This window comes from Rheinheimera baltica (assembly GCF_030731985.1).
GTDB lineage: Bacteria > Pseudomonadota > Gammaproteobacteria > Enterobacterales > Alteromonadaceae > Alishewanella > Alishewanella baltica.
Window position 1 is genome coordinate 18209 of sequence record NZ_JAPJDY010000012.1, and the last position, 23075, is coordinate 41283.

At 46.8% G+C, this 23075-nt stretch carries 24 protein-coding genes and 1 tRNA gene; 5 read left to right on the plus strand and 20 right to left on the minus strand.

Annotated elements, in window-relative coordinates; all coding sequences use genetic code 11:
- Positions 1–4 precede the first annotated feature (4 nt).
- The 16 genes from priB to tsaE all read right to left on the minus strand — a co-directional run bounded on the left by priB (position 5) and on the right by tsaE (position 17083).
- The gene (gene priB / locus ORJ00_RS17695) at positions 5–310 is read right to left on the minus strand and encodes a primosomal replication protein N (protein WP_305976403.1); all 306 of its coding nucleotides are present in this window, start codon (positions 308–310) and stop codon (positions 5–7) included.
- Between the two features lie 10 nt (positions 311–320).
- The gene (rpsF, locus tag ORJ00_RS17700; RefSeq protein WP_205311382.1) at positions 321–698 is read right to left on the minus strand and encodes a 30S ribosomal protein S6; all 378 of its coding nucleotides are present in this window, start codon (positions 696–698) and stop codon (positions 321–323) included.
- A gap of 132 nt (positions 699–830) precedes the next feature.
- Positions 831–1562: a 23S rRNA (guanosine(2251)-2'-O)-methyltransferase RlmB gene (gene rlmB / locus ORJ00_RS17705; protein ID WP_027672334.1), complete on the minus strand. Its 732-nt coding sequence runs from the start codon at positions 1560–1562 to the stop codon at positions 831–833.
- Between the two features lie 177 nt (positions 1563–1739).
- Complete coding sequence (rnr, locus tag ORJ00_RS17710; protein ID WP_306140472.1) at positions 1740–4082, minus strand: ribonuclease R; 2343 nt, start codon at positions 4080–4082, stop codon at positions 1740–1742.
- Between the two features lie 66 nt (positions 4083–4148).
- Positions 4149–4769 (minus strand): tetratricopeptide repeat protein, encoded by a 621-nt coding sequence (locus ORJ00_RS17715; protein ID WP_306138076.1) that lies wholly within the window; start codon positions 4767–4769, stop codon positions 4149–4151.
- 74 nt (positions 4770–4843) lie between these two features.
- Positions 4844–6160: a S41 family peptidase gene (locus tag ORJ00_RS17720; RefSeq protein WP_306125647.1), complete on the minus strand. Its 1317-nt coding sequence runs from the start codon at positions 6158–6160 to the stop codon at positions 4844–4846.
- A 96-nt stretch (positions 6161–6256) separates the two neighbouring features.
- The gene (locus ORJ00_RS17725) at positions 6257–7552 is read right to left on the minus strand and encodes an adenylosuccinate synthase (RefSeq protein ID WP_305976397.1); all 1296 of its coding nucleotides are present in this window, start codon (positions 7550–7552) and stop codon (positions 6257–6259) included.
- A 137-nt stretch (positions 7553–7689) separates the two neighbouring features.
- Complete coding sequence (locus ORJ00_RS17730) at positions 7690–8847, minus strand: aminotransferase class V-fold PLP-dependent enzyme (RefSeq protein ID WP_027672379.1); 1158 nt, start codon at positions 8845–8847, stop codon at positions 7690–7692.
- Between the two features lie 63 nt (positions 8848–8910).
- Positions 8911–9795: a protease modulator HflC gene (gene hflC / locus ORJ00_RS17735; protein ID WP_027672380.1), complete on the minus strand. Its 885-nt coding sequence runs from the start codon at positions 9793–9795 to the stop codon at positions 8911–8913.
- A 3-nt stretch (positions 9796–9798) separates the two neighbouring features.
- The gene (gene hflK / locus ORJ00_RS17740; protein ID WP_027672381.1) at positions 9799–10953 is read right to left on the minus strand and encodes an FtsH protease activity modulator HflK; all 1155 of its coding nucleotides are present in this window, start codon (positions 10951–10953) and stop codon (positions 9799–9801) included.
- Positions 10954–10993: 40 nt separating this feature from the next.
- A complete protein-coding gene (gene hflX, locus ORJ00_RS17745) occupies positions 10994–12289 on the minus strand; it encodes a ribosome rescue GTPase HflX (protein ID WP_306140473.1) in 1296 nt (431 codons plus the stop codon).
- A gap of 17 nt (positions 12290–12306) precedes the next feature.
- Positions 12307–12564, minus strand: a complete 258-nt coding sequence (gene hfq / locus ORJ00_RS17750; protein ID WP_027672383.1) for an RNA chaperone Hfq — start codon at positions 12562–12564, stop codon at positions 12307–12309.
- A gap of 89 nt (positions 12565–12653) precedes the next feature.
- A complete protein-coding gene (gene miaA / locus ORJ00_RS17755) occupies positions 12654–13583 on the minus strand; it encodes a tRNA (adenosine(37)-N6)-dimethylallyltransferase MiaA (RefSeq protein WP_306140474.1) in 930 nt (309 codons plus the stop codon).
- A complete protein-coding gene (mutL, locus tag ORJ00_RS17760; protein ID WP_306140475.1) occupies positions 13580–15322 on the minus strand; it encodes a DNA mismatch repair endonuclease MutL in 1743 nt (580 codons plus the stop codon). The genes miaA and mutL overlap by 4 nt, the downstream gene beginning before the upstream one ends.
- A 2-nt stretch (positions 15323–15324) precedes the next feature.
- A complete protein-coding gene (locus ORJ00_RS17765) occupies positions 15325–16629 on the minus strand; it encodes an N-acetylmuramoyl-L-alanine amidase (protein WP_305976391.1) in 1305 nt (434 codons plus the stop codon).
- Positions 16616–17083, minus strand: coding sequence for a tRNA (adenosine(37)-N6)-threonylcarbamoyltransferase complex ATPase subunit type 1 TsaE (gene tsaE / locus ORJ00_RS17770; RefSeq protein WP_027672387.1), 468 nt, complete (start codon positions 17081–17083; stop codon positions 16616–16618). The genes ORJ00_RS17765 and tsaE overlap by 14 nt, the downstream gene beginning before the upstream one ends.
- A 189-nt stretch (positions 17084–17272) precedes the next feature.
- Here tsaE and queG point away from each other — a divergent pair, with 189 nt between their 5' ends.
- Complete coding sequence (queG, locus tag ORJ00_RS17775) at positions 17273–18400, plus strand: tRNA epoxyqueuosine(34) reductase QueG (protein WP_305976389.1); 1128 nt, start codon at positions 17273–17275, stop codon at positions 18398–18400.
- Here the strand turns inward: queG and ORJ00_RS17780 are convergent.
- From ORJ00_RS17780 to orn, 3 genes are all read right to left on the minus strand, one after another.
- A complete protein-coding gene (locus ORJ00_RS17780) occupies positions 18369–18575 on the minus strand; it encodes a DUF1289 domain-containing protein (protein WP_305976387.1) in 207 nt (68 codons plus the stop codon). The genes queG and ORJ00_RS17780 overlap by 32 nt on opposite strands.
- A gap of 94 nt (positions 18576–18669) precedes the next feature.
- Positions 18670–18745: transfer RNA gene (locus ORJ00_RS17785), tRNA-Gly, on the minus strand.
- 69 nt (positions 18746–18814) lie between these two features.
- The gene (gene orn, locus ORJ00_RS17790; RefSeq protein ID WP_305976385.1) at positions 18815–19363 is read right to left on the minus strand and encodes an oligoribonuclease; all 549 of its coding nucleotides are present in this window, start codon (positions 19361–19363) and stop codon (positions 18815–18817) included.
- Positions 19364–19475: 112 nt separating this feature from the next.
- Between orn and rsgA the strand changes: the two genes are divergently transcribed.
- The 3 genes from rsgA to ORJ00_RS17805 are packed head-to-tail and all read left to right on the plus strand — an operon-like array spanning position 19476 to position 22094.
- A complete protein-coding gene (gene rsgA, locus ORJ00_RS17795) occupies positions 19476–20510 on the plus strand; it encodes a small ribosomal subunit biogenesis GTPase RsgA (protein WP_305976383.1) in 1035 nt (344 codons plus the stop codon).
- Positions 20511–20536: 26 nt separating this feature from the next.
- Positions 20537–21394 carry an archaetidylserine decarboxylase gene (asd, locus tag ORJ00_RS17800; protein ID WP_306140476.1) on the plus strand — a complete coding sequence of 286 codons (858 nt, stop codon included), beginning with the start codon at positions 20537–20539 and terminating at the stop codon, positions 21392–21394.
- Between the two features lies 1 nt (position 21395).
- Positions 21396–22094, plus strand: a complete 699-nt coding sequence (locus ORJ00_RS17805; protein WP_306140477.1) for a glycerophosphodiester phosphodiesterase — start codon at positions 21396–21398, stop codon at positions 22092–22094.
- Positions 22095–22144: 50 nt separating this feature from the next.
- On the opposite strand, the gene ORJ00_RS17810 is transcribed toward ORJ00_RS17805, so the two are convergent.
- Complete coding sequence (locus tag ORJ00_RS17810; RefSeq protein ID WP_240474938.1) at positions 22145–22516, minus strand: MerC domain-containing protein; 372 nt, start codon at positions 22514–22516, stop codon at positions 22145–22147.
- Positions 22517–22708: 192 nt separating this feature from the next.
- On the opposite strand from ORJ00_RS17810, the gene ORJ00_RS17815 reads away from it, so the two are divergent.
- Entirely contained in the window at positions 22709–23020 is a 312-nt protein-coding gene (locus ORJ00_RS17815) for a primosomal replication protein PriC (protein WP_306140478.1), read from the plus strand.
- The last annotated feature ends 55 nt before the right edge of the window (positions 23021–23075 follow it).

Consider the following 23075-nt stretch of genomic DNA (forward strand, 5'->3'; position numbering starts at 1 on the left):
TCTCCTAACTTATATGTTCAATTTGTTGCGCATGCAGCACCAGCTTAGCTTGTCCGCTGCGGCTTTGGTGGCGGTTTAAAAAACCAGTCACCTTTACCATGTTGCCCAACGTTAACTGTCGGGTATGTTGTGTTAGTGCGGCTCCGGTTAGTACAACCTGAATTCTGACGTAGGCTTGGCGGTTTAAGCCGGCTTCCATCTGATTACTGCGGTGTTCTAACACCAGAACCGTATGCGGTATTCCCGCCGGACTCTCGCTATGTTCAGGTTGACGGCAGATACTGCCAACCAGTACGGTGCAATTGTCCATTAACAACAACTTACTCTTCGTTTGCTACTTGCTCTTCATGTTCGCGAGGAGCACGCTCACGACGTTCATCACGTACTTTAGCCATTGGTGATGGCTCAACTACGGCACCATCGGTGCGCATAATCAGGTTACGTAATACCGCGTCGTTGTAGCGGAAGTTAGTTTCCAGCTCATCAATCACAGTTTGTGGTGCTTCTACGTTCATCAGAACATAGTGAGCTTTATGCAACTTCTGGATTGGGTAAGCCAGTTGACGACGGCCCCAGTCTTCCAGACGGTGAATAGAACCACCCGCTTCTTTGATCGCGCCAGTGTAGCGCTCGATCATGCCAGGTACTTGTTCACTCTGATCAGGGTGAACCATAAAAACGATTTCGTAATGACGCATTGTAGCTCCTTACGGTTAGTAAGCCTCGGGGGAACTCGGCCGGGGTTCTCATGGAGGCAAGGAACGTTGGTGTATGGCCGAAGGTCGCGTATTTTACGGACTTAGCGGGCAAATAACAAGCAGATATTTCAGTTAACTACGCTGGCGCACTGCTTCGAACAAGCAAATGCCGGCTGCTACCGATACATTAAGGCTGGATACGGTGCCAAACATCGGAATTTTTACCAGGCTGTCACAGGTTTCGCGGGTTAACCGGCGCAGGCCTTCACCTTCAGCACCCAGCACTATCGCCAACGGGCCTTTAAAATCAGCCTGATAAATCGTTGTTTCAGTTTCACCGGCAGTACCCACCACCCATAAACCAGCATCCTGCAATTCGCGCAAGGTACGGGCTAAGTTGGTGATGGTAATGAAAGGTACGCTCTCTGCTGCGCCACAGGCCACTTTACGCACTACTGACGTTAGCTTTACTGAACGGTCTTTTGGCGAGACCACCGCATGCACACCGGCGGCATCGGCACTACGTAAAATAGCACCTAAATTATGCGGGTCGGTAACGCCATCAAGAACCAGAATAAAGGGTTTATCATGCTGCGCAACAATAGCAGCTAAATCAGCTTCGCTGCCGCTGCTTTGTAAACGGGCTTTGGCAATAATACCCTGATGCTGGCCGCCGACCATATCGTCCAGCGTTTTTCTGTTACAAAACTGAACCGATATACCACCCTGACGGGCTTGCTGGATTAACGGCTGCATGCGTTTATCGTCGCGATCTTTCATCACGAACATTTCCAGCACATCTTGCGGTGCACGTTGCAGTAATGCGCCTACCGCATGAATACCAAAGACCAGATCTGCGTTCATTGTTAACCCTTAATGCCGACACGTAAAAAAGGCCGGCAGTTTACCTGAATTTATTGTATTAACGAACCGGTTTGCCCACGCCAACACGCCGTGAATATGTCCCTATAGGCTCGACTCAGGCATCCATGCCTTCAACGGTTGGCTTAGGGCAAGCCGATTCTCATTTAGAAAAGCTATCTACTTAGCTTTACGCCGTGGCTTTTTCCGTGCGGTAATATTGCGTGCGCCTTTAGGTTTGGCTTCGCCGCCTTTGGCCGGTGCGCTTGCCGCTTTACCGGTCGCACGTTTACCGCCTTTGCCAGCACCTTGCTTAGACGCCTTGATTTGCTCTTTGCTAACAATCCGTCTTGGCTCGCCCACTAAAACTAAATCAATTTTGCGTGCTTCCAGATTTACCGCTGCCACTTTGACTTTAAGTAAATCGCCCATCCGATAGGTGATTTTACCATGCTCGCCCGTGAGCGTATGACGCTCGGCATCAAAGTGGTAGTAATCGTTTTGCAACGAGGTGACATGCACCAGGCCTTCGATATAAAGCTCAGTTAAACGCACAAACAAACCAAAGCTGGTAACGGTAGATACCACGCCGTCAAACTCTGTACCTAAGTGATCTTGCATATACTCGCATTTAAGCCAGTCTGCTACTTCACGGGTAGCATCATCGGCACGGCGCTCTGTCATTGAACATTGCTCACCTAAAGGCGTAATTTCAGCCTCGGTGTAAGCGCGTGCGCCGGTTACCTGTTGGTTTTGTTTTGCCAGTAAAGCTTTAATACCCCGGTGTAATATCAAATCAGGATAACGCCGAATAGGTGAGGTAAAATGCGCATAAGCTTCCAGCGCTAAACCAAAGTGGCCTTGGTTGTCGCCCTGATAAACCGCCTGCTTCATTGAACGTAACATGGTGGTTTCAATTAGCTCGCGATCCGGCCGGTCACCAATTTTTGCCAGCGTTTGCGTTAACTCAAGTGGTGTTGGCTCAGCAGAGATATTGGCTTCGATACCCAGCTCGGCCAAAAAACGACGGAAATTGTCAAAACGATCACCATCCGGCCGCTCGTGAACGCGAAACAAGGTATGGGCTTCGTGCTTTTCGATAAAGCGCGCGGCGGCTACGTTGGCCATGATCATACATTCTTCAATGATCTTATGTGACTCGACCCGGTGCACGGGTACAATTTGCTCTATTTTACGGTGACTGTTAAACACAAACCGAGTTTCTACCGTTTCAAATTCTATTGCGCCGCGCTGACCACGCACCTTAGCCAATTTGTGATACAGACTATTTAGCGTTTCAATGTTAGTGAGGTTAGCCGCATATTGCTGGCGTAATTCAGGGTCGCCCTGCAGAATTTTATGCACCTTGTTATAGGTTAAACGCGCACTGGAATGCATCACAGCTTCATAAAACTGGTAACTATCCAGTTTACCGTTCGCGTTAATGTGCATATCAGCCACTAAACATAAGCGATCGGTATGGGGGTTTAACGAGCACAAACCATTGGATAAGGCTTCAGGTAACATCGGTACTACATGGTCAGGAAAATACACCGAATTACCGCGTTCCAGGGCACTTTTGTCCAGTGCCGTTTCTGGCAAGACATAAGCGCTCACATCCGCAATAGCGACCCATAAACGCCAGCCTCCGTTGTCTTTGGCTTCTGCGTATACCGCATCATCAAAGTCACGCGCGTCTTCGCCATCAATAGTAATTAACCCTAATTGGGTTAAATCAATACGGCCTTGCTTGGCTTCTGCAGGTACTTCTTCGCCGTATTTGGCAACTTGTTTTAATACTGCATCAGAGAACTCATGCGGAATTTGATGGTTGCGAATCGCAATTTCAATTTCCATACCGGGCGCCATATGCTCACCCAACACTTCAATAACCTTGCCTACGCCATTAACCCGCTTAGACGGACGCTGCGTTATCTCAACCAGTACAACCTGGCCATGACGTGCTGCACCTTGTTCACCATCGGGGATAACAATATCCTGCGTTATACGCGGGTCATCCGGCACCACTACGCCTAAGGCGAAATCTTTGTAATAACGCCCGACTATTGGCTCGCTACGTGGCTCTAACACACGTACTACACGAGCTTCAATTTTGTCTTTACTGTTTACGCTTTGTGCGGTTGCCAATACCTTATCGCCATGCAACAAGCGCTGCATTTCAAAATTAGGGATAAACCAGTCAGGCCCGCCCTGCTCCAGCTTTAAAAAACCAAAACCTTCGCGATGGCCCAATACAGTACCTTTTACCAGGTCCATGTTGTCTACTAAGCCGTATCGGCGGTTTTTGGTATAAATTAACTGACCATCACGCTCCATAGCACGCAGTCGTTTTTTCAACGCAAAAATAGCGTCATCATCAGTTAAACCAAGCTCTGCAACTAATTCTTCAAAGTAAGCGGGGCTTTGGCGTTTTTCGATGTGCTCGAGAATAAATTCACGACTAGGGATGGGGTTGTCATATTTTTCCTGCTCACGCGCAAGATGCGGATCATTTACCGTCATTAAGTTGTCTTTTGTTTCCTAAATTATGTTAAGTGTAACAGCTAAACGGCAGTATGAGTATGAACTTCATTTTACTGGCCGTTTCGCGTTTGCTACCACCCGCGCAGGCATTTTCTTTGCCAACTGGGCGAGTAAGCGGGTTATTTGCTGATGCACATTGGTATCAGCTGTTACCGCATGGTGTAACCAGCGATAACTTTGTTCAAAATCTTGTGGACTGCCATCGCCATTAACTAATATTTGAGCCAGGCGTAATTGCGCTTTTAAATTACCTAACGCAGAGGCTTCCCGTAAATAAACTATAGCATTATCGATATCTGGTTGAACAAAACGCCCAATGTGGTAGTAGCGTCCAACCTGTTCCAGCCCCTCCGGTAAACCTTGGGATGCCGACTGCAACATTAAATCCCAGCCACGTTCAATATTGCGTGGCACACAAACACCGTAAGCTAACATATCACCGTACAAAAACTGATACACCGGCAGCTGCATGATATCTGCCCGAGCTTCAATATCAAGCACCAGCTGACAGTCGTCGGCCTTTACCCGTTGCAAATGCGTGTTCTCACGGATAAGCATGACAAGCTCATCCTGAGAGTACAACTGTATGGCTTCAAGTTCTTGCGCCTGAACACCAATACACTGCAGTAATGTTGCAACCAGAAGACATTTTAACGGTTTAATCATAATATGCGCCTGAAAATTGTCAGCTATAACCTTATCGGCCGTTCATTGCTATAAATAAGCAATTTTCGCGCCGGTTATTGCTCATTGTTCATGGCCCAAGGTGATCTAAGCATGGGTTTTACTTTTGGCGTACGTATTGACATAGCGGCCGCACTTACTGAGGCTTCATTGCAGCCATTTCCATCAATATACCCTAACGCCTTCGCATACAGGGGATCTGTTGTTACACCCCAGTCACCTGTAATGTTGTTCGTTACAGGGCATTCTGGCTGTAAGCCGTCAAAGTAGTCTCCTTGGTTCTGTGCATTCACGGTCTGAAAATTAATGGCAAACAACACATGGTCGCCAATTATATCAGGTTGCATGCCAACGGGTTTACCGCACGTTGTCTCACCAATTTGTACTACATCGACAAACGGTGCTAATGCATTAATGACGAGCTCACTGGCAGAGCAACTACTTGGTGACGTCAACACAAATAGCCTGTCTAAATTCAGCACTGTGCGCCCTGCTCCTGTTGAGAAAATAGTGCTGCTATTTTTTCCGCTATTTTTGTCATTGTACTGATACTTGACAAAAACCTGCCCTTGCACAGCATTACGGGCAATTTGCGTACTTAGCTGATTAGCTACGCGGATCAAACCACCGCCGTTATAACGCAAGTCTAATACCAGCTCATCAATATTTTGTTGTCCAAAGTAAGCAAACGCTTGTTCCAGCTCGATTTCTGACAACTCAATAAAGCTGTTAAACACCAGATAACCAACGCGTTTATCACCTTGCATGGCAACAGAGCGGTGCAACACAGTATTCGTTGTTACCTGACGTTTGATTAAATCAGCCGACATTTCACTAGTATCAGGCTTTGTCCAAACAAAATTGCGTACAACGCCATCCTGGTTAGGACCATAAATATCATCGGAGGTTACAGTGCCGGCATCAAGTTGACTTAGCCAACTAGCAACACTTACCCCTTCAATTTCAATAATTTTATCACCACGGCGCAAGCCACTTTGTGCCGCAGAACCATCATCAAACACGTAGGCAATTTGCAATGCGGTATTATTATCCGTTCGTACTGTTGAAAAACCATAGCCAAAATAAGTCGCATTAATGTAACGGTCTTCGTATTCTTGTTGCGTTATAGCAAAACTATAACGATCTTGCGGTGCAGCGACTGCATCAAGTAAAGCTTGAGGTGTGTTGTAATCTGCCGGATTAATGGTAGCCGGCAAGTCCTTGTACCATAAATAGTCCTGTTGCAGCGCGCAAAAAATCTTCGCGTTTAATTCGGGTCGCTGACACAGAGCAGTTTGGCTACTACCTTCTTCGCTACTGCTACCACAGCCAATCAACATCACTATGACCAGGCAAAAAATACTATTTCGCATCGTTAGCTCCCGCAAAACTATTTGCTATAGCATAAAACAAAAACGCTACCTGTAGGCAGCGTTTTTTATACGTTCTAACTTAGTATTTAGATGTCGTCAAGCAAACGGATGACGCAACACTATAGTCTGTACCCGATCTGGCCCGGTAGACACAATATCAACCGGTACACCGGTCAACTGCTCTAAGCGGCTGATATAGTTACGCGCAGCTTGAGGCAATTGCGCAAGTGTCTGCACACCAAAGGTGCTGTCCTGCCAACCGGGTAATTCTTCATAAACCGGTGTAACCAGCTCATAGCCTTCAGCCGCCAAAGGTGGCACTTCAGTGACATTGCCTGCGGCGTCTTTATAGCCAATACAAATTTTTATGGTATCCAGGCCATCTAACACGTCAAGCTTGGTTAAACAGAAGCCTGAAATGCTGTTTAACTGCACAGCACGTTTCACCGCGACGGCATCAAACCAGCCACAACGGCGCTTACGGCCTGTGGTAGCACCAAACTCATGGCCTTTGACACCAAGGTGTTCACCAACAGCACAATCGAGCTCCGTTGGAAACGGACCAGAACCAACACGCGTGGTATAGGCTTTGACGATACCCAGCACATAGTCAATGTAACGAGGTCCAAAACCGGCACCTGTGGCAACACCACCCGCTGTCGTATTGGACGATGTAACGTATGGGTAGGTGCCATGGTCAATATCCAACAAGGTGCCCTGGGCGCCCTCAAACATAATTTCCTGGCCAGCTTTACGAGCACGGTCAAGTAATTCTGTAACGTCAACCACTAGCGGTTTAAGTATCTCAGCAATGGCCAAAGCATTGTCCAAAGTCGTTTGATAATCAACGGCAGGCACTTTGTAGTACTGAGTCAGCGTAAAGTTATGCAAATCCATTACTGTTTTTAACTTTTCAGCAAACAGTTCAGGATTAAACAAATCGCCGACACGCAAACCGCGACGGGCAACTTTATCTTCATACGCGGGGCCAATACCACGACCCGTGGTACCGATAGGTTTATCACCACGCGCCAGCTCACGTGCTTTGTCCAATTCAACGTGGAACGGCAAAATAAGCGGACAGGCTTCACTCAACAGTAAACGCTCTTTAACCGGTACGCCACGCTGCTCCAGCATGGTCATTTCCTTTAAGAACGCTTCAGGTGATAACACTACACCATTACCAATGACGCATTTGACGTTTGCACGTAAAATGCCCGATGGAATTAAATGCAATACGGTTTTTTCACCATCGATAACCAACGTATGGCCAGCATTGTGTCCGCCCTGATAGCGCACAACAAAGCTTGCTTTGTCTGTTAATAAATCGACGATTTTACCTTTACCTTCGTCACCCCATTGGGTGCCGAGCACTACGACGTTTTTGGCCATGGTTCCTACATCATGGGAAAAATTAGGCGGGGATTCTACCAAATTGGTAAGCAAGTTTCAGCCGTCTGGATGAAAAAAAGCCGCTTTTTTATCAGCGGCAGATTTTATAGTTTTTATTCAATAAGTTAAACGCTACCCTATCGCAAGCAGCTTAGGTCATACTCGTCACTGTTGTGATACAACGCAAAACCAAAACGCAAACGATCACCACGATAATCTGTTTCAATACCGCTAAGCTTCAACGTTTTTGCCAAGTCAGCGACCTCGGCGGCGCTGCCACAGCGAAAAGTTAAAAAATGCCCATGACAACTAAGGTCTTTACTGAGTAGTTTATCCACATTTAACTGAGGATGATTAAGGCTAGCTAACTTTGTTAGAAAAGCCTGCTGTAGCTGTTGTACATACTGATGAATACGTCCCACACTAATACCTTGCTGTTTAAATAAACGTAGCACCGCATTAAGACGATACAGCGCGGTGAAGTCCATCGTTGCACCCGCAAAACGATAACCATCTTCGCTGTACAAAACGGTCGCTGATTTTTCAGCCGCTAAGGTACCAAATTCAGCAAACCAGCCGGTGTATAACGGGCGGTCACTGTTGCCTAATGGCACCGACATAAAACAACATCCTTCACCACCCTGCGCATATTTATAACTTCCAGACAAATAAAATATCCGTTCAGCAATGGTCGACAAATCGGTAGGAAGTGCCATGAAACCATGATAGCCATCAATGGCGATCATGGCGTCGCTACCGGCCGCTAACTGCAGCACAAAAGTGGTTAAATCTGTTAATGCGACACCAGAATTGAAAAACACCTGGCTGCAAAATATCAGCTGGTAAGGTTGACTGGCTGCGGCAGCAACAAAGCGCTGTTCAAAACTATCAAAAGGTTGTGTGGGGATAATATCAACCTGCACATTGTCATATTCTGACAACCGTTTAACCTGCCTTGTAAAGCTATAAAACTCACTGTCAGTTGTTAAAATTCGTAGTGGCTTGCGTAAATCAAAGCAACTTAATAAGCGCATTACCAGTTCATGCGTATTTGGCGCAAATACCAGCTGCTCAGGCTGAGGTAACTGCAATATATCAGCGATTAATTGCTGCGTTTGTGGCACTTTTTCGCCAAAAATGTAATGCCATTTGTCATCAACTAAACGGGCAGTATCGTCCCAGTACTCCAACATTGCCTCGCGGGTAACATCTGGCCAATAGTGGTGAGAATGGCAAGCAAAATGTTGTTTGCCTTTGTTTTCCTGCAAAAAGCGCTGATAAAACTGCTGGTACATGGCTGCTCCGCTAGCTATTTTGACAAAAAAGGCCCTAACGGGCCTTTTTAAAATGGATTATTATCAGTTCTGTACTTTGTCTGACTTCATATATTTAAAGAAGTCGTTATCCGGTTGTACAACTAACACATCATTCTTACTATCAAAGCTCTTTTTATACGCTTCCATACTGCGTACGAAAGAGAAGAACTCAGGGTTTTTATTGTAGGCATCCGCATAGACTTTCGCTGCCAGAGCATCACCATCACCACGTACGGTACGTGAATTACGTTCAGCATCTGCAACCATTACCGTGACACGCGCATCAACGTCAGCCCGGATAATCTCTGCTTCTTCCATACCTTTTGAACGGTGTTCGCGCGCTACAGCTTGGCGCTCTGCTCGCATACGGGCAAAAATAGAATTACTGATTTCGTTTGGTAAGTTAATTTGCTTTACGCGAACGTCAATCACTTCAATACCAAACTCGTTTGCAGATGCCGCAACCTGAGACAAGGCTCCTTCCATCAGCTGCGTACGCTCACCAGAGACAATTTCTTTAATTGTCCGGGCACCAAATTCAGAACGAAGGCCGTTGTTAATAATGCCTTTAAGACGAGCTTCTGCTTGCGCCTTATTACCGCCGCGCGTTGCAACGTAATAGGCACCAAAATCGCGAATACGCCATTTTACATAACTGTCGACTAATAAATCTTTCTTTTCAGCCGTTACGAAGCGATCAGCAGGGTCATCTAAAGTCTGCACCCGAGCATCAAACATTTTAACATCTTCAATAAACGGTAACTTTATATGCAAGCCAGGTGAAAACACTTTAACGTTGTTTTCAGCGTCTTCCTGGATTTTACCAAACTGAATTACAATAGCGCGCTGCCCTTCTGGTACAACAAATAAAGAAGATACAACGATAACGCCCACTACAACCAAAATAGCAACTAGAAAATTTTTCATACCTTACCCCCTACCACTGCGCGGTTCACTGCCACGGGCAGTGTTTTGTCTTGGCTCAGTATTATTACTATCTAACTGAGTACGCGGTGAAGAAAGCGTTGCTGGTTGACTGCGTTCTGTCATTCCGCCTTGACCATTCATCATCTTATCAAGAGGAAGATACATGATATTATTGCCATTTTTCACATCAACAAGCACTTTAGACGTATTGCTATACACTTGTTCCATCGTCTCAATGTACATGCGATCACGCGTTACCTTAGGTGCTGCGATGTATTCAGGTAATAGTTTCTCAAAGCGTGCCACTTCACCTTGTGCCTTTAACACAATTTGCTGTTTGTAGGCTTCGGCTTCCTGCATAACACGGTTGACCTGACCACGAGCGCGCGGTTCAATTTCACGGGCATAGGCATCTGCTTCTTTAACAAAGCGTTCCTGATCTTCCTGTGCAGAAATAGCATCATCAAAAGCAGCGCGAACTTCTTCTGGTGGCCGTGCATCACGGAAATAAACATCAACCACACTTAAACCCAACTTGTAGGGCTCGATTATGGCCTCTAGCTCTGCTCGAGTGCTTTGACGCACCACTTCCCGGCCGCGGGTTAATACGTCGTCCATAATAGAATGGCCGATAACAAAACGTAACGCCGAGTCTGTCGCTTCTTTCAAGCTGTTGTCTGCATCAACAACAGAAAACAGGTATAACATTGGGTCCAGCACTTTATACTGCACTTCAAACGTCACCCGGACCAAATTCTGATCTTGCGTCAGCATAAAGCCATCGGTACGCAGTGTACGAACTTCGTCGACGTCGATTGGGATAACCGTATCAACAAAAGTCGGTTTCCAGTGAATACCGGCTGTTACTTCACTATGGTACTGACCAAAACGTAAAATCACGCCGCGTTCTGCAGTTTGAATAGTGTAAAAGCCACTAAAAGCCCAAACCAGTGCGGCAACGATTAATACCAGCATAAATGCCGCTGTTACGCCGCCGTTACTGTCACCACCAGATGATTTTCCACCGCCGAAGATCCCACCGAACTTTTTACCGAAGTTGCGAAATACTTCATCCAGATCGGGTGGGCCCTGATCACGACCGCCTTGCTTCCAAGGGTCGTTGTTTTTGCCATTATTGCCGGGCTCATTCCAAGCCATGCTCTACTCCGTTCTAAGTTATAAAATAAGGGTTAATGTATCAAATAACTGCCGTGCTGACGACATAGTTTTCCAACACGCCGTCCGATTGCTTAATACAGCGTTGCCAAACTGATTCACTCAGTTTTAAGGTCAACTCGCAGTTTCCATCGTCATCAAACCGTTCCGAAACAATGCAATGCAGTTGATGAAAACGTGCCCGCCATGCCGCTTTATGAGGCGGCAATAACAATACCATGTCAATAAAGCGTTCTGATAACAGCTGAGACAAGGCTTGCTCTAACAAATCAACGCCAAGACCCTTTGCTGCAGACAAAAACACTGCGGTTGGTTGGCCGTATTCGTTATATTCAATACGTGGCGCTTGCTCAAGCAGGTCAATTTTATTGAAAACGATTAACTGCGGTAGCTGATCAGCGTCTATTTCTTCAAGTACAGCAGCAACTTGCTGCATATTGTGATCTTTGCGTGGGTCAGCAACATCAACCACATGCAACTGTAAATCCGCGTCACGGGTTTCTTGCAATGTAGATTTAAATGCTGCCACCAGGTCGTGGGGTAAATGCCGGATAAAGCCTACGGTGTCAGCCAAGATTATCTCGCCGACACCTTTTAATTTGAGCTTACGTAGGGTGGGGTCTAACGTCGCGAACAGTTGATCTGCCGCATAGACATCAGCATGAGTCATCCGATTAAACAACGTCGATTTACCTGCATTGGTATATCCAACCACAGATACCACCGGTACTTCTGCCCGTTGACGTGAGCGGCGCCCTTGCTCGCGTTGCTTTTCCAATTTAGCTAACCGAGTTTGCAACGCTTTAACGCGTTCACGCAGTAAACGCCTATCGGTTTCTAGTTGGGTTTCACCTGGCCCACGTAAACCAATCCCCCCTTTTTGCCGGTCTAAACTATCCCAACCCCGCACCAAGCGCGATGCCAAATGCTGTAATTGCGCCAGTTCAACTTGCAGCTTGCCTTCGAAAGTACGTGCGCGCTGCGCAAATATATCCAAAATAAGCGTGGTACGGTCAATAACCCGGCATAAGCATTGTCGTTCAAGATTACGGGTTTGTGCCGGGCTCAGAGAGTGATTAAATATCACTACCGTAGCCTGCGTTTGCTCGACCAGCTCTGCAACTTCATTTGCTTTGCCAGAACCAATAAAAAATTTTGCATCGGGTGCACTGCGACTTGCCGTCACAACTTGCACACACTCAACACCAGCCGACGACACCAGCAGTTTGAGCTCACTCAAATCTTCGCTGGTGTGGTGCTGGGAAAAATTAACATGGACAAGGATCGCTTGTTCCGGAATAACGTTAATGACAGACAAGCGAACAACCCCTAATGTTATTCTGTGTCGTCTTCGTCACTCTGGCCATTATTGTGAACCACCATAGTATTCACGGCGCGAGCCGGCACTACAGTAGAGATAGCATGTTTATATACCATCTGACTCACCGTATTTTTCAGCAGAATAACGAACTGATCGAAAGATTCGATTTGACCCTGAAGTTTAATACCATTCACCAAATAAATTGATACTGGAATACGTTCCCGTCTCAAGGTGTTCAAAAATGGGTCTTGTAAAGATTGGCCCTTTGCCATGTGCCGCTTTCCTTTTTTTATTAGTCCGACTTATATAGGTATTATTTTTTTTATTTCAAGTTGTTAAAACATCTTTTTCTTTAACTTGTTTAGCTTAGCGAAGATAAAACGGCTTGCAAGTTTTCCTCCAACGATGCGTCGCTTTTTAACCATGTTAGTTCTTGCCAACCTCGTAACCAGGTAAGCTGCCGCTTTGCCAACTGACGTGTTGCAGCAATTCCGCGCTCTGTCATTTGTGCATAACTGCATTCACCATCCAAATATTGCCACATTTGCCGGTACCCGACACAACGCATTGAAGGCAAATCCGCATGTAAATCGCCTCTTTGTCGCAAAGCAACCACTTCAGCTTCGAAACCTGCTTTCAACATCTGTTCAAAACGCTCTGCGATACGCTGATGCAGAACGGCTCTCTCTACTGGCGCTATAGCGAATTGGTACACAGGAAAAGCAAAAGGTTCCCCTTTTTCTGCAGTTAATTCGGTCAAACTACGTCCGGTAATTCTATACACCTCAAGTGCGCGGTTTATACGCTGAGGATCATTGGGATGGATCCGTTGGGCAGAAACAGCATCAACTTTTGCCAGTTCTGCATGTAACGCAGCCCACCCTAACTTTGCGGCCTCTAGCTCAAGTTGCTGCCGTACTGCACTATCCGCTTCAGGTAATGGCGAAATGCCGTCCAGCAAAGCCTTGAAATACAGCATGGTTCCGCCAACCAAGACTGGAATGTTACCACGATGTTTAATTTCAGCAACTAACCTGATCGTATCCGCTCTGAAATCTGCAGCAGAATAACTCTGTGCCGGGTCAATAATATCAATAAGGTGATGTGGTGCCAGCGCTAGCTCTGCAGCTGTAGGCTTGGCCGTTCCAATATCCATACCACGGTATACCAGCGCACTATCAACACTAATGAGTTCTACCGGTAATTGTTTATATAATTCGGTCGCCAGAGCTGTTTTACCTGAGGCCGTTGGCCCCATTAAAAAAATCACTCCATTTGAGGCTGGCGTCATGAGCTCTGCTCCGATAACACACACAGGGTATCATCAAGCTGTAGTGGTGTACTTACCCAGTACTGGCTTGCTGCCAAAACCTGTGGAACCGAGTTTAACACTGCTGAGGCCATTACCCTATTAGCATTAAGTAGCATTGCCAATAGCGGTGTTACTACGTCGAGCTCTGGCGTCAGACTTAGCTTATCAAGCCACTCGGGTAACCATTGGCTTATCACTGTGTGTCGCAACCAGCCTGGCACTGCGCGTATTATCAAAGTCTGATCGTTCAACAACATGTCAAAACCCGCCAGGCTAAACTGTTCAGCCTGCTCAGTTAGTCGTGCTAGCTGTGCAGCACTGACCGTAATACGTTGCGGCAACAATATTGGCATCGGTTGCTGGCGGTGTGCTTTAAAGTACGCCACTAACGTAGGGACCAGATCAATTACCAGTATGGTGTCGTCTTGTTGGCGCAACACATAACGATTGGCAGCAATAAGCGGTTGCACACTGGCTATATCTTCTTGCGGCGGCGAAGCCTTAATACTTTGAGCGCTAACCTGCTCGACCGCTGCCTGTGACTGTTGCCAATATGACAATTCTCTGTTGACAGCACCAGCCGATGTTCGCCCAGCTGACGGCTGCCGATAATTGCTCTGACCACGATGGTCACGACTATTTTGCTGTTGGTACGAGGGCGCCACTGGTTCTTGCACGCTATGCTCTGCGGGTAAAGCAGCGCTTAATTCTGAGTGGGGTGTTAACTGTGATAAGGCATCGGTTAGTGCTGACACGACAAAATCATGAATTAATCTGGCCTGATGAAAACGCACTTCATGCTTAGCCGGATGCACGTTAACATCAACCTGGCGCGGGTCCAGTTCTAAATACAATACAAAAGCGGGCTGCTGCTCTGGCTGTAAGCTATCAGCATATGCCTGGCGAATGGCATGGTTCAGTAATTTATCCCGCATCATCCGGCCGTTAACATAGCTGTACTGACACTGTAACTGAGCTGAGCATGCGCCAGGCGCCACAATCCAGCCCCAAATTTTTACGTCACCGTACTGGTTTTCAATAAAGGCGGCGTGTTCAGCAAAAGCACGGCCACACAGTGTGGCAACACGTTTTTGACGCTGCTCTGCAGTTACGGCGGCTTTCAAACGACGTACACTCTGACCATTATGTGTCAATTGCCAGCTTACATCGTAGCGGCTTAATGCCAGGCGCTTAACCAGCTCATCGATATGGCCAAACTCAGTTTTATCGGTTCGCAAAAACTTACGCCGCGCGGGCGTATTAAAAAACAGATCCAATACTTCAATACTGGTACCGGTAGGATGAGCCGCCGGGCGAATATCAACCTGCATGTCTCGTCCTGCAGCGCTGGCTTGCCACGCTGCAGTTTGTTCCGCTGTACGGGAGGTCAATGTTAGTCTGGATACCGAGCTGATACTCGCCAACGCTTCGCCGCGAAAGCCCAGGCTGTTAATCGCTTCCAGATCGTCTAAATCGGCAATTTTGCTTGTAGCATGCCGGCTAAGAGCCAACACCAGTTCCTGCTCAACAATACCACTGCCATTGTCACGTACCCGTATGAGTTTACTGCCCCCCTTTTCAATATCAATATCGATATGGTCGGCACCGGCGTCCAAACTGTTCTCGACTAACTCTTTGACGACAGACGCGGGACGTTCAACAACTTCACCTGCCGCAATCTGGTTAGCCAATTGCGGCGGTAAGATACGGATAGGCATTGTTAGGGTATCCGCAGTGTTTGACCAATACGAATGCTATCAGATGTTAACTGATTAACATTACGTAACTCATCCACAGAGACGTTATAACGCTGTGCCAATAAAGAGAGAGACTCGCCAGCGCTAACCCGGTGCTCTTTAGCCCGTTGCATCGCAAACAACGAATCTGCAGGAGGCGCCTTTTCAAAATGTCGCTTTAATGCGGTAAACAAAGATGTCGCCAGTTTTGACTGATGGCTACCCGATTTTAGTAAAGCTTCTTCTTTAGGGTTGGAAATAAACCCCACCTCAACCAAAATAGAAGGAATATCAGGTGCTTTCAGCACACCTAAACTCGCTGCTTGCGGCTCTCTTTTGTGTAAATAAGCAATTTTATCCAGCTCTTGCAACACTTCATTCGCCGCCTGATAAGCCGTAACCATGGAGTGATTCATCGACAAGTCCAACACGGTTTGCGCCAGATAACGTTCATTGGCTGAATCTTTAATAATCTCAGCAACACCGCCCAGCAGCTCGGAATGACGCTCGGTTTGCTCCAGCATACGACCTACTTCAGTGGTCGCGCGACGCAATGATAATACCCATACCGACGCACCACGCGGCTGCGGTGATGTAAAGGCATCCGCATGTATTGAAACCAATAAGTCAGCTTGCTGGCCTCGGGCGATTTCAGTACGCTTATTGACGTGAAGATAATAATCATTGGTACGGACCATCATTGCCTTCATGCCTGGCTGACGATCTATCAGCTGTGCTAATTGTTTGGCAATTGGCAACGTAATATTTTTTTCGTAAAAGCCACTAGGCCCAATAGAACCGGGGTCTTCACCGCCATGCCCCGCATCAATAGCAACCACAATATCCCGCGCAGCGCGAATAGAGGGCGGTGGCAGATTTCTTACCGGTTGATCGTCTGGCAAATCAACCACTAAACGGTGGCCATAAGGAGGGGTTGGTGGCAACGCAAACACGTTGGCTTTAGTTGCTTTGGTTAAATCCAATACAATGCGCATCTTGTTTGCATCACCGCTACTACGGATAGATTTAATTAAAGCTGACTCGCCCGATAACGGGGGCAAGCTACTACTGCCAGTAGTATTATTTAAATCGATAACCAAGCGATCAGGGTTATCCAGGCTAAAACTAATATGCTCCGGCGCAGCAGCCATATCAAATACCACCCGGGTATTATCGGGTGACGGCCATACGCGCACACCTTTTACCTGATTCGACGCCACAGCCATAAAGCTGAATAACGTGAACAGCAGTAAACAGCCTTTGATTTTGTAATTGTTATTTTTCATCATCCAGTAAGGCTTTTATTATATTGGAACCAGCAAGGGTATTTGCACTAAGCGTTACCCGCCGATGTTCAGACTCAAAAACTAAGTGTATGTCGAGATCGGGCACAGGTAAATAACCCATACCCTGTTCTGGCCATTCAATCAAGCATAACGTATCGTGACGAAAATAATCACGTATACCCATAAACTCTAATTCTTCGGCATCACGCACCCGGTAAAGATCAAAGTGAAACACCGTTAACGCCCCAAGCTGATAGGGTTCAACTAAGGTATAGGTTGGGCTTTTTACCGTACCAGTATGACCCAGCGCATTTAACAGCCCGCGACTGAATGTAGTCTTACCCGCGCCTAAACCACCATGTAAAAACACGGTCTGTCCCGGCATCACATATTTCGCTACCTTCTGTGCCAACAACAATGTTGCAGCTTCATCTGTTAACTCAGCTTGATATTGCACTTGCGGTCACCACTTCGTCATAAGGGTTGTTAAATCAGTGCTATGTTAACAAATTTAACCTGCGCTGAGCCAGTAAAACCGTGTGTTATATCTAAAGTCGGCCGTTAGGGTTTTACTATGCCGAGCCGTTAGCTTAAGCCAGAACATCTATGTTAAATTAATGCCACGTTTGGGCTAATTAGTACCACTATGGATTACGCCGCACTGGCACAACAAATAAAACTCTGGGCGCAAGAGCTCGGTTTTGCACAGCTGGGTATTACAGGGGTGTCTCTTACTGATGCAGAAGCGCAACTACAACAGTGGCTAGATGCAGGTTATCACGGTGAAATGGACTATATGGCTAACCACGGCATGTTGCGGGCCAGACCGGCTGAACTCGTGCCGGGTACCTTGCGCGTGCTTAGTGTGCGGATGAACTACCTGCCAGAAGGGGCCGGTTTTGCTACCAATTTAGCCGATCCTACCCAGGCCTATATCAGCCGTTATGCCTTGGGACGAGACTACCATAAGTTAATACGTAACCGTTTAAAGCAGCTGGGACAACGTATTAATCATCACGTGGCTGAACTAGGCTATCGCCCCTTTACCGATTCTGCGCCAATTTTAGAGCGCCCGCTGGCACAACAAGCAGGGCTTGGCTGGGTGGGTAAACACAGCTTGTTACTAAATCATGAAGCCGGTTCCTGGTTTTTTCTTGGTGAATTGCTGGTGAATTTACCACTCCCCGTTGATTCTCCGCACGACGGTAATTGTGGCAACTGTGTCGCCTGTATTACCAGCTGTCCAACAGGTGCCATTGTCGAACCCTATATCGTTGATGCCAGACGATGTATTTCGTACCTGACCATTGAACTCAAAGGCGCCATACCGGAGGAATTCAGACCCTTATTGGGCAATCGTATCTACGGATGTGATGATTGTCAGTTAGTATGTCCGGAAAATCGTGATGCGCCTCTCACTATTGAAGGTGATTTTCAACGCCGGCCACAATGGCAAAGCCAGAGTCTACTCAGTCTGTTTGCGTGGCAAGAACATGACTTTTTAACAAACACCGAGGGCAGTGCAATAAGACGTATTGGCTATGAACGCTGGCAGCGCAATATCGCTGTTGCGCTTGGCAATGCGCCCTATCACACCGACATTGTTGAAGCACTGCAACACGCAATAAACCACTGCAGCGAATTAGTTGCAGAGCATGTGCATTGGGCATTGGCTCAACAAAAACGCAAAGGCTGGCAGGCTGAATCGTTATTACCTCGAAGCACAGAACGCTTGGTACGCATCATTCAGAAGGGTTTACCCCGAGACGCCTGAAAGCAACTTGCTGATGCGTTTCGGCCATCCGCGCTGCAGCAAACACTAGAATTTGCTGGCGACGCAGGTCAGTTGCCTGATGCCATTCCATGATTTCGTCTATTTTACGGCCGCAACCTAAACAGCAATCCTGTTGATCCAAGCAACAATTTCGCACACAAGGAGAATCTACCATCCACAGAACCGTATCGCTTTGTAAGGTATAATAACTATATCGCAGAAAATAAAAAACGCACTGAGCTTGCGCAAAGTGCGTTCTTTATCGAATTTGGAGCGAGTAACGAGGTTCGAACTCGTGACCTCGACCTTGGCAAGGTCGCGCTCTACCAGCTGAGCTATACTCGCATCAACAGACACTGTTGCGTCGTGATGGCGCGCATTTTACAAAATCAGTTGGCTTATGCAAGCACTTTATTACGCTAATTTGAAAAAATGCGTGCGATAGGTTACTAATTCAGCAATTGACTCACGAATATCGTCCAATGCTAAATGGCTGCCAGATTTTTGTACGCTCTCCAACACCTGAGGGTGCCACCGTTTTGCTAACTCTTTTACAGTGCTAACATCTAAATTGCGGTAATGAAAAAACGCTTCCAGTGCCGGAGCATACTCCACAAGAAAACGCCGGTCCTGGCCAATACTATTGCCACACATGGGTGATTTGCCTGCACCAACATATTGCTGTAAAAATGCGATAGTCTGCTGTTCTGCTTCTGCCAAAGTCACAGCACTGGCCCGACAGCGCGCGGTTAAACCACTTTTGCCGTGTTGTTCAACACACCACGCACTCATGTTATCCAGTACATCATCAGGTTGTTTAATCGCAAACACCGGCCCTTCGGCCAGAATATTTAACTGACTGTCGGTTACAATGGTTGCCATTTCCAGAATAACGTCCGTTTTTGGCTCTAATCCGGTCATTTCCAGATCTATCCAGATTAAATTATTGTTATTTACACTCATCTAAAGCCCTTACGCAGCATGCTGCTTTGTTCATTTACAGAATACGGGTATCATACACGCCATAAGCTTAGCAGTAATAGCATCCTTTACATCAGAGCGAAAACAGCCAACCGTGACAAAGAAAAAACATCTAACCCAACGCCAGCAACAACGTATTACAGATAACGCGAACAAAAGGCTGCGGGTAGCCAAAAACAAAGGTGTCGAATCCGTTGATGATGCCAGCTTTGCCGCTGTGGAAACCGGTTTGGTCTTAAGTCGCTTTGGCCAACACGCCGATGTCGAAGACAGTGCCGGCGCCGTAGTGCGTTGCAATATGCGCCGTTCAGTCGCGTCATTAGTCACGGGGGACCGCGTAGTGTGGCGCCGGGCATTGCACCCAACCGGTGGCATCGATGGTGTTATTGACGCGGTAGAGGAGCGCAGCTCGGTATTATTGCGGCCTGATTTTTATGACGGGTTAAAACCGGTTGCCGCGAATATTGACCTGATGATTATCGTCTCGGCTATTTTGCCTGCGCTATCGCTAAACATTATTGACCGTTACCTGGTTGCCGCCGAAATTACAGGTATAAAACCGTTGTTAGTTATTAACAAAGCCGATTTATTGTCTGCAACTGAGCACAGCGCGTTAGAACAGCAACTGGCTTTGTACCAGACATTAGGCTATGACTTTTTACTGGTAAGTGCGAAAAGTGGTATAGGCATGACACAACTGCTGGACTATCTGCATAGTGGCACGAGCATATTCGTAGGTCAGTCTGGTGTGGGTAAATCTTCTTTGATGAATAGCTTAATGCCGGGGCTAGAAGCGCATACACAAGACGTCTCGGCGAATTCTGGCCTTGGTCAGCATACAACAACAGTTTCACGTCTGTACCATTTACCCAACGGCGGTGATTTGATTGACTCCCCGGGTATTCGTGAATTTGCGCTGTGGCACTTAACCCCAGAAGAAGTGACGCGCGGTTTTACCGAGTTCACGCCCTGGCTGGGTCGCTGCAAATTTCGCGACTGTAAACATATATCAGATCCTGGCTGCGCCATACAACATGCAGTAGAAAGTGGCGATGTCAGCAGCGAACGTTACGAAAGTTATTTAAAAATCCTCACCAGCATGGCGCAGGATAAACCGAATTATTTTTAACCTACTAACTGATTATTGGAAATATAATGGATAATTTAAAAATTACCCTGCAGTACATTATGCCAAAGCATTTAATTTCGCGCCTGGTAGGCAAACTGGCCGCAGCGAAATTGGGTTGGTTTACTCATTTTCTCATTAACCGCTTTATAAAAGCATACGGTATTGATATGCGTGAAGCGCAATTTGAACGCGCCCAAGACTACGTTAGCTTTAATGAATTTTTCACCCGGCCATTAAAAGACGGTATCCGGCCATTAGCCAGCGACGCCAATATTATTGCTCATCCGGTAGATGGGTGTATTAGCCAGCTGGGTGAAATCATTCAGGGCGAGTTAGTGCAGGCAAAAAACCACACTTACTCGCTACAAGCTCTCCTCGGTGGCGATAATGCTAGCGCTGAACCCTTTATCGGTGGCGATTTTGCCACTATTTATCTGGCGCCAAAAGACTACCATCGTATTCACATGCCCGTTTCAGGCACCTTACGTCAGATGATTTATGTGCCGGGTGATTTATTCTCGGTTAACCCGTTAACCGCAGAAAACGTGCCCGACTTATTTGCCCGTAATGAGCGCGTGGTAACCATTTTTGATACCGAGCTGGGCCCAATGGCACTGGTGTTGGTGGGTGCAACTATTGTAGCCAGCATTGAAACGGTTTGGGCCGGCACAGTAACTCCCCCTGCAGGGAAAAATGTATTTCGTTGGACCTATCCTGCACAGGGAAAAAATGCCATTACGTTGGAAAAAGGCGCTGAGATGGGCCGCTTTAAGTTAGGCTCAACAGTAGTATTGGCTTTTGCTGCCGATAAGCTGTCTTTCCTGGACGATCAGCAGCCAGGCACCATCACCCGCATGGGCGCGCCTTTTGCTGAACTAAAATAATATGCAAATCATTGCTCATCGTGGCGCCAGCGGCGACTACCCGGAGAACACCCTGCTGGCTATTGATCAGGCTATAGCTCAGGGTGCTGATGCTATTGAAATAGATGTATTCGCCGTTGAAAACGAGCTTATCGTTATTCATGATCATCATCTGGCTCGCACCACTAACGGCAGCGGTAGTATTTACCAGTACAGCTTAGCGCAGCTGATGCAGCTGGACGCCGGCCGCGGTGAACGCATCCCTACTCTTTGGCAGATATTGCAACGTTTACAACACAACTCGCTATGGTTGAACATCGAACTAAAAGGCGACAATACCGTAGCTCCGCTTCTGGCTTTGTTGGATAAAGCCGAGCGTGAACTTAACTTTAACAGTCAACGCTTGGTTATTTCCTCTTTTAACCATCATCTGCTCGCTGTCATTAAACAACAACGGCCAGATTTAAAAACCGGCGCACTAACTGCAAGTTTACCACTGGATTACGCAGCCTTTGCCCAAGCGCTGCAAGCCTACTCTGTTAATTGTGATGTCAGCTTTATCAATCAGGCTTTTGTTAACGATGCTAAAGCACGGGGGTTAAAAGTGTATGTTTATACCGTGGATCAAGGCGACGATATCCACCGTATGCAGCAATATGGGGTCGATGGTATTTTTAGCAACTATCCGGCAAAGAGCCGGCAACGATTGACAATATCGTAACCCTTAAAAGCAAAAATCCCGCCAAGGCGGGATTTTTTTATGCTGTCTATCTAGTGCTCGTCTTCACAACTATTACAGTTATTACACAACCGCATGTTCATAATATGCGCTAAAACAACGAGTGCAGCCCCAACCATTAACACAGCATGTTCGTTTTGTGGGCCCCAGGCGTCTTTTTGCCAGTAAATAAAACCGCCAAGAAACAACGAGTAAAACGGATAGAGTTTACGATGGTAGCGATGAAAACCAATAAAAAGGGTTATAAAACCCAATACCATGGTGACCAATAACACAATACGTTCAAACGCATGGTTATGCACAGCACTAAGCCCCAACAAGGGTAAAACCGGTAAGATAACGGGCAGCATAATACAGTGAATGGCGCAAAGCGACGTCACCGTAATTCCGATTTTATCAAACATACTTCTAACTGTTGCTAACACAGTGCTCACTCTGGCGACTAAAACTTAAGAAACGAGATAATATAACAAAACGTTTCTTAAGGAAACGGGTAGACAAAAAAATACTTTGTATCACAGATAAACATTGCAGCTGCTGAAGCCGCCGTCGCCTTATGGCATAATAGCGCTACTTATTCGCCATTAAGCTTTATTATGGATACTTTACTGACTCAACTTGATGACAATTTAAAAGAGCTGTATCGCAAAGCGCTCGATGCCGATGCCCTGTTAGACAACCTGCAGCAACAAGGCCATGCCAAACATCAGCGTATCTTTGCCGACAATAAGCTATTTCAGGCATCAAGTAACCGTTTTATGCCGTACTTGGCTGAAACTGCTGAACAGGTTGCGGCAATGCGCCAAAGCCAGCAGTTTAATACTGCGACACTCCAGCGTGTGGTACAGCAGTTAAAACAGCTGCATGCCACACTTGCAGAATTTAGGATGCTGCTAACAACACAATAATATTTCATACGGGTTCTTGCTGTTTATAGGACATTTTCATTGCTATGTCTGCCAC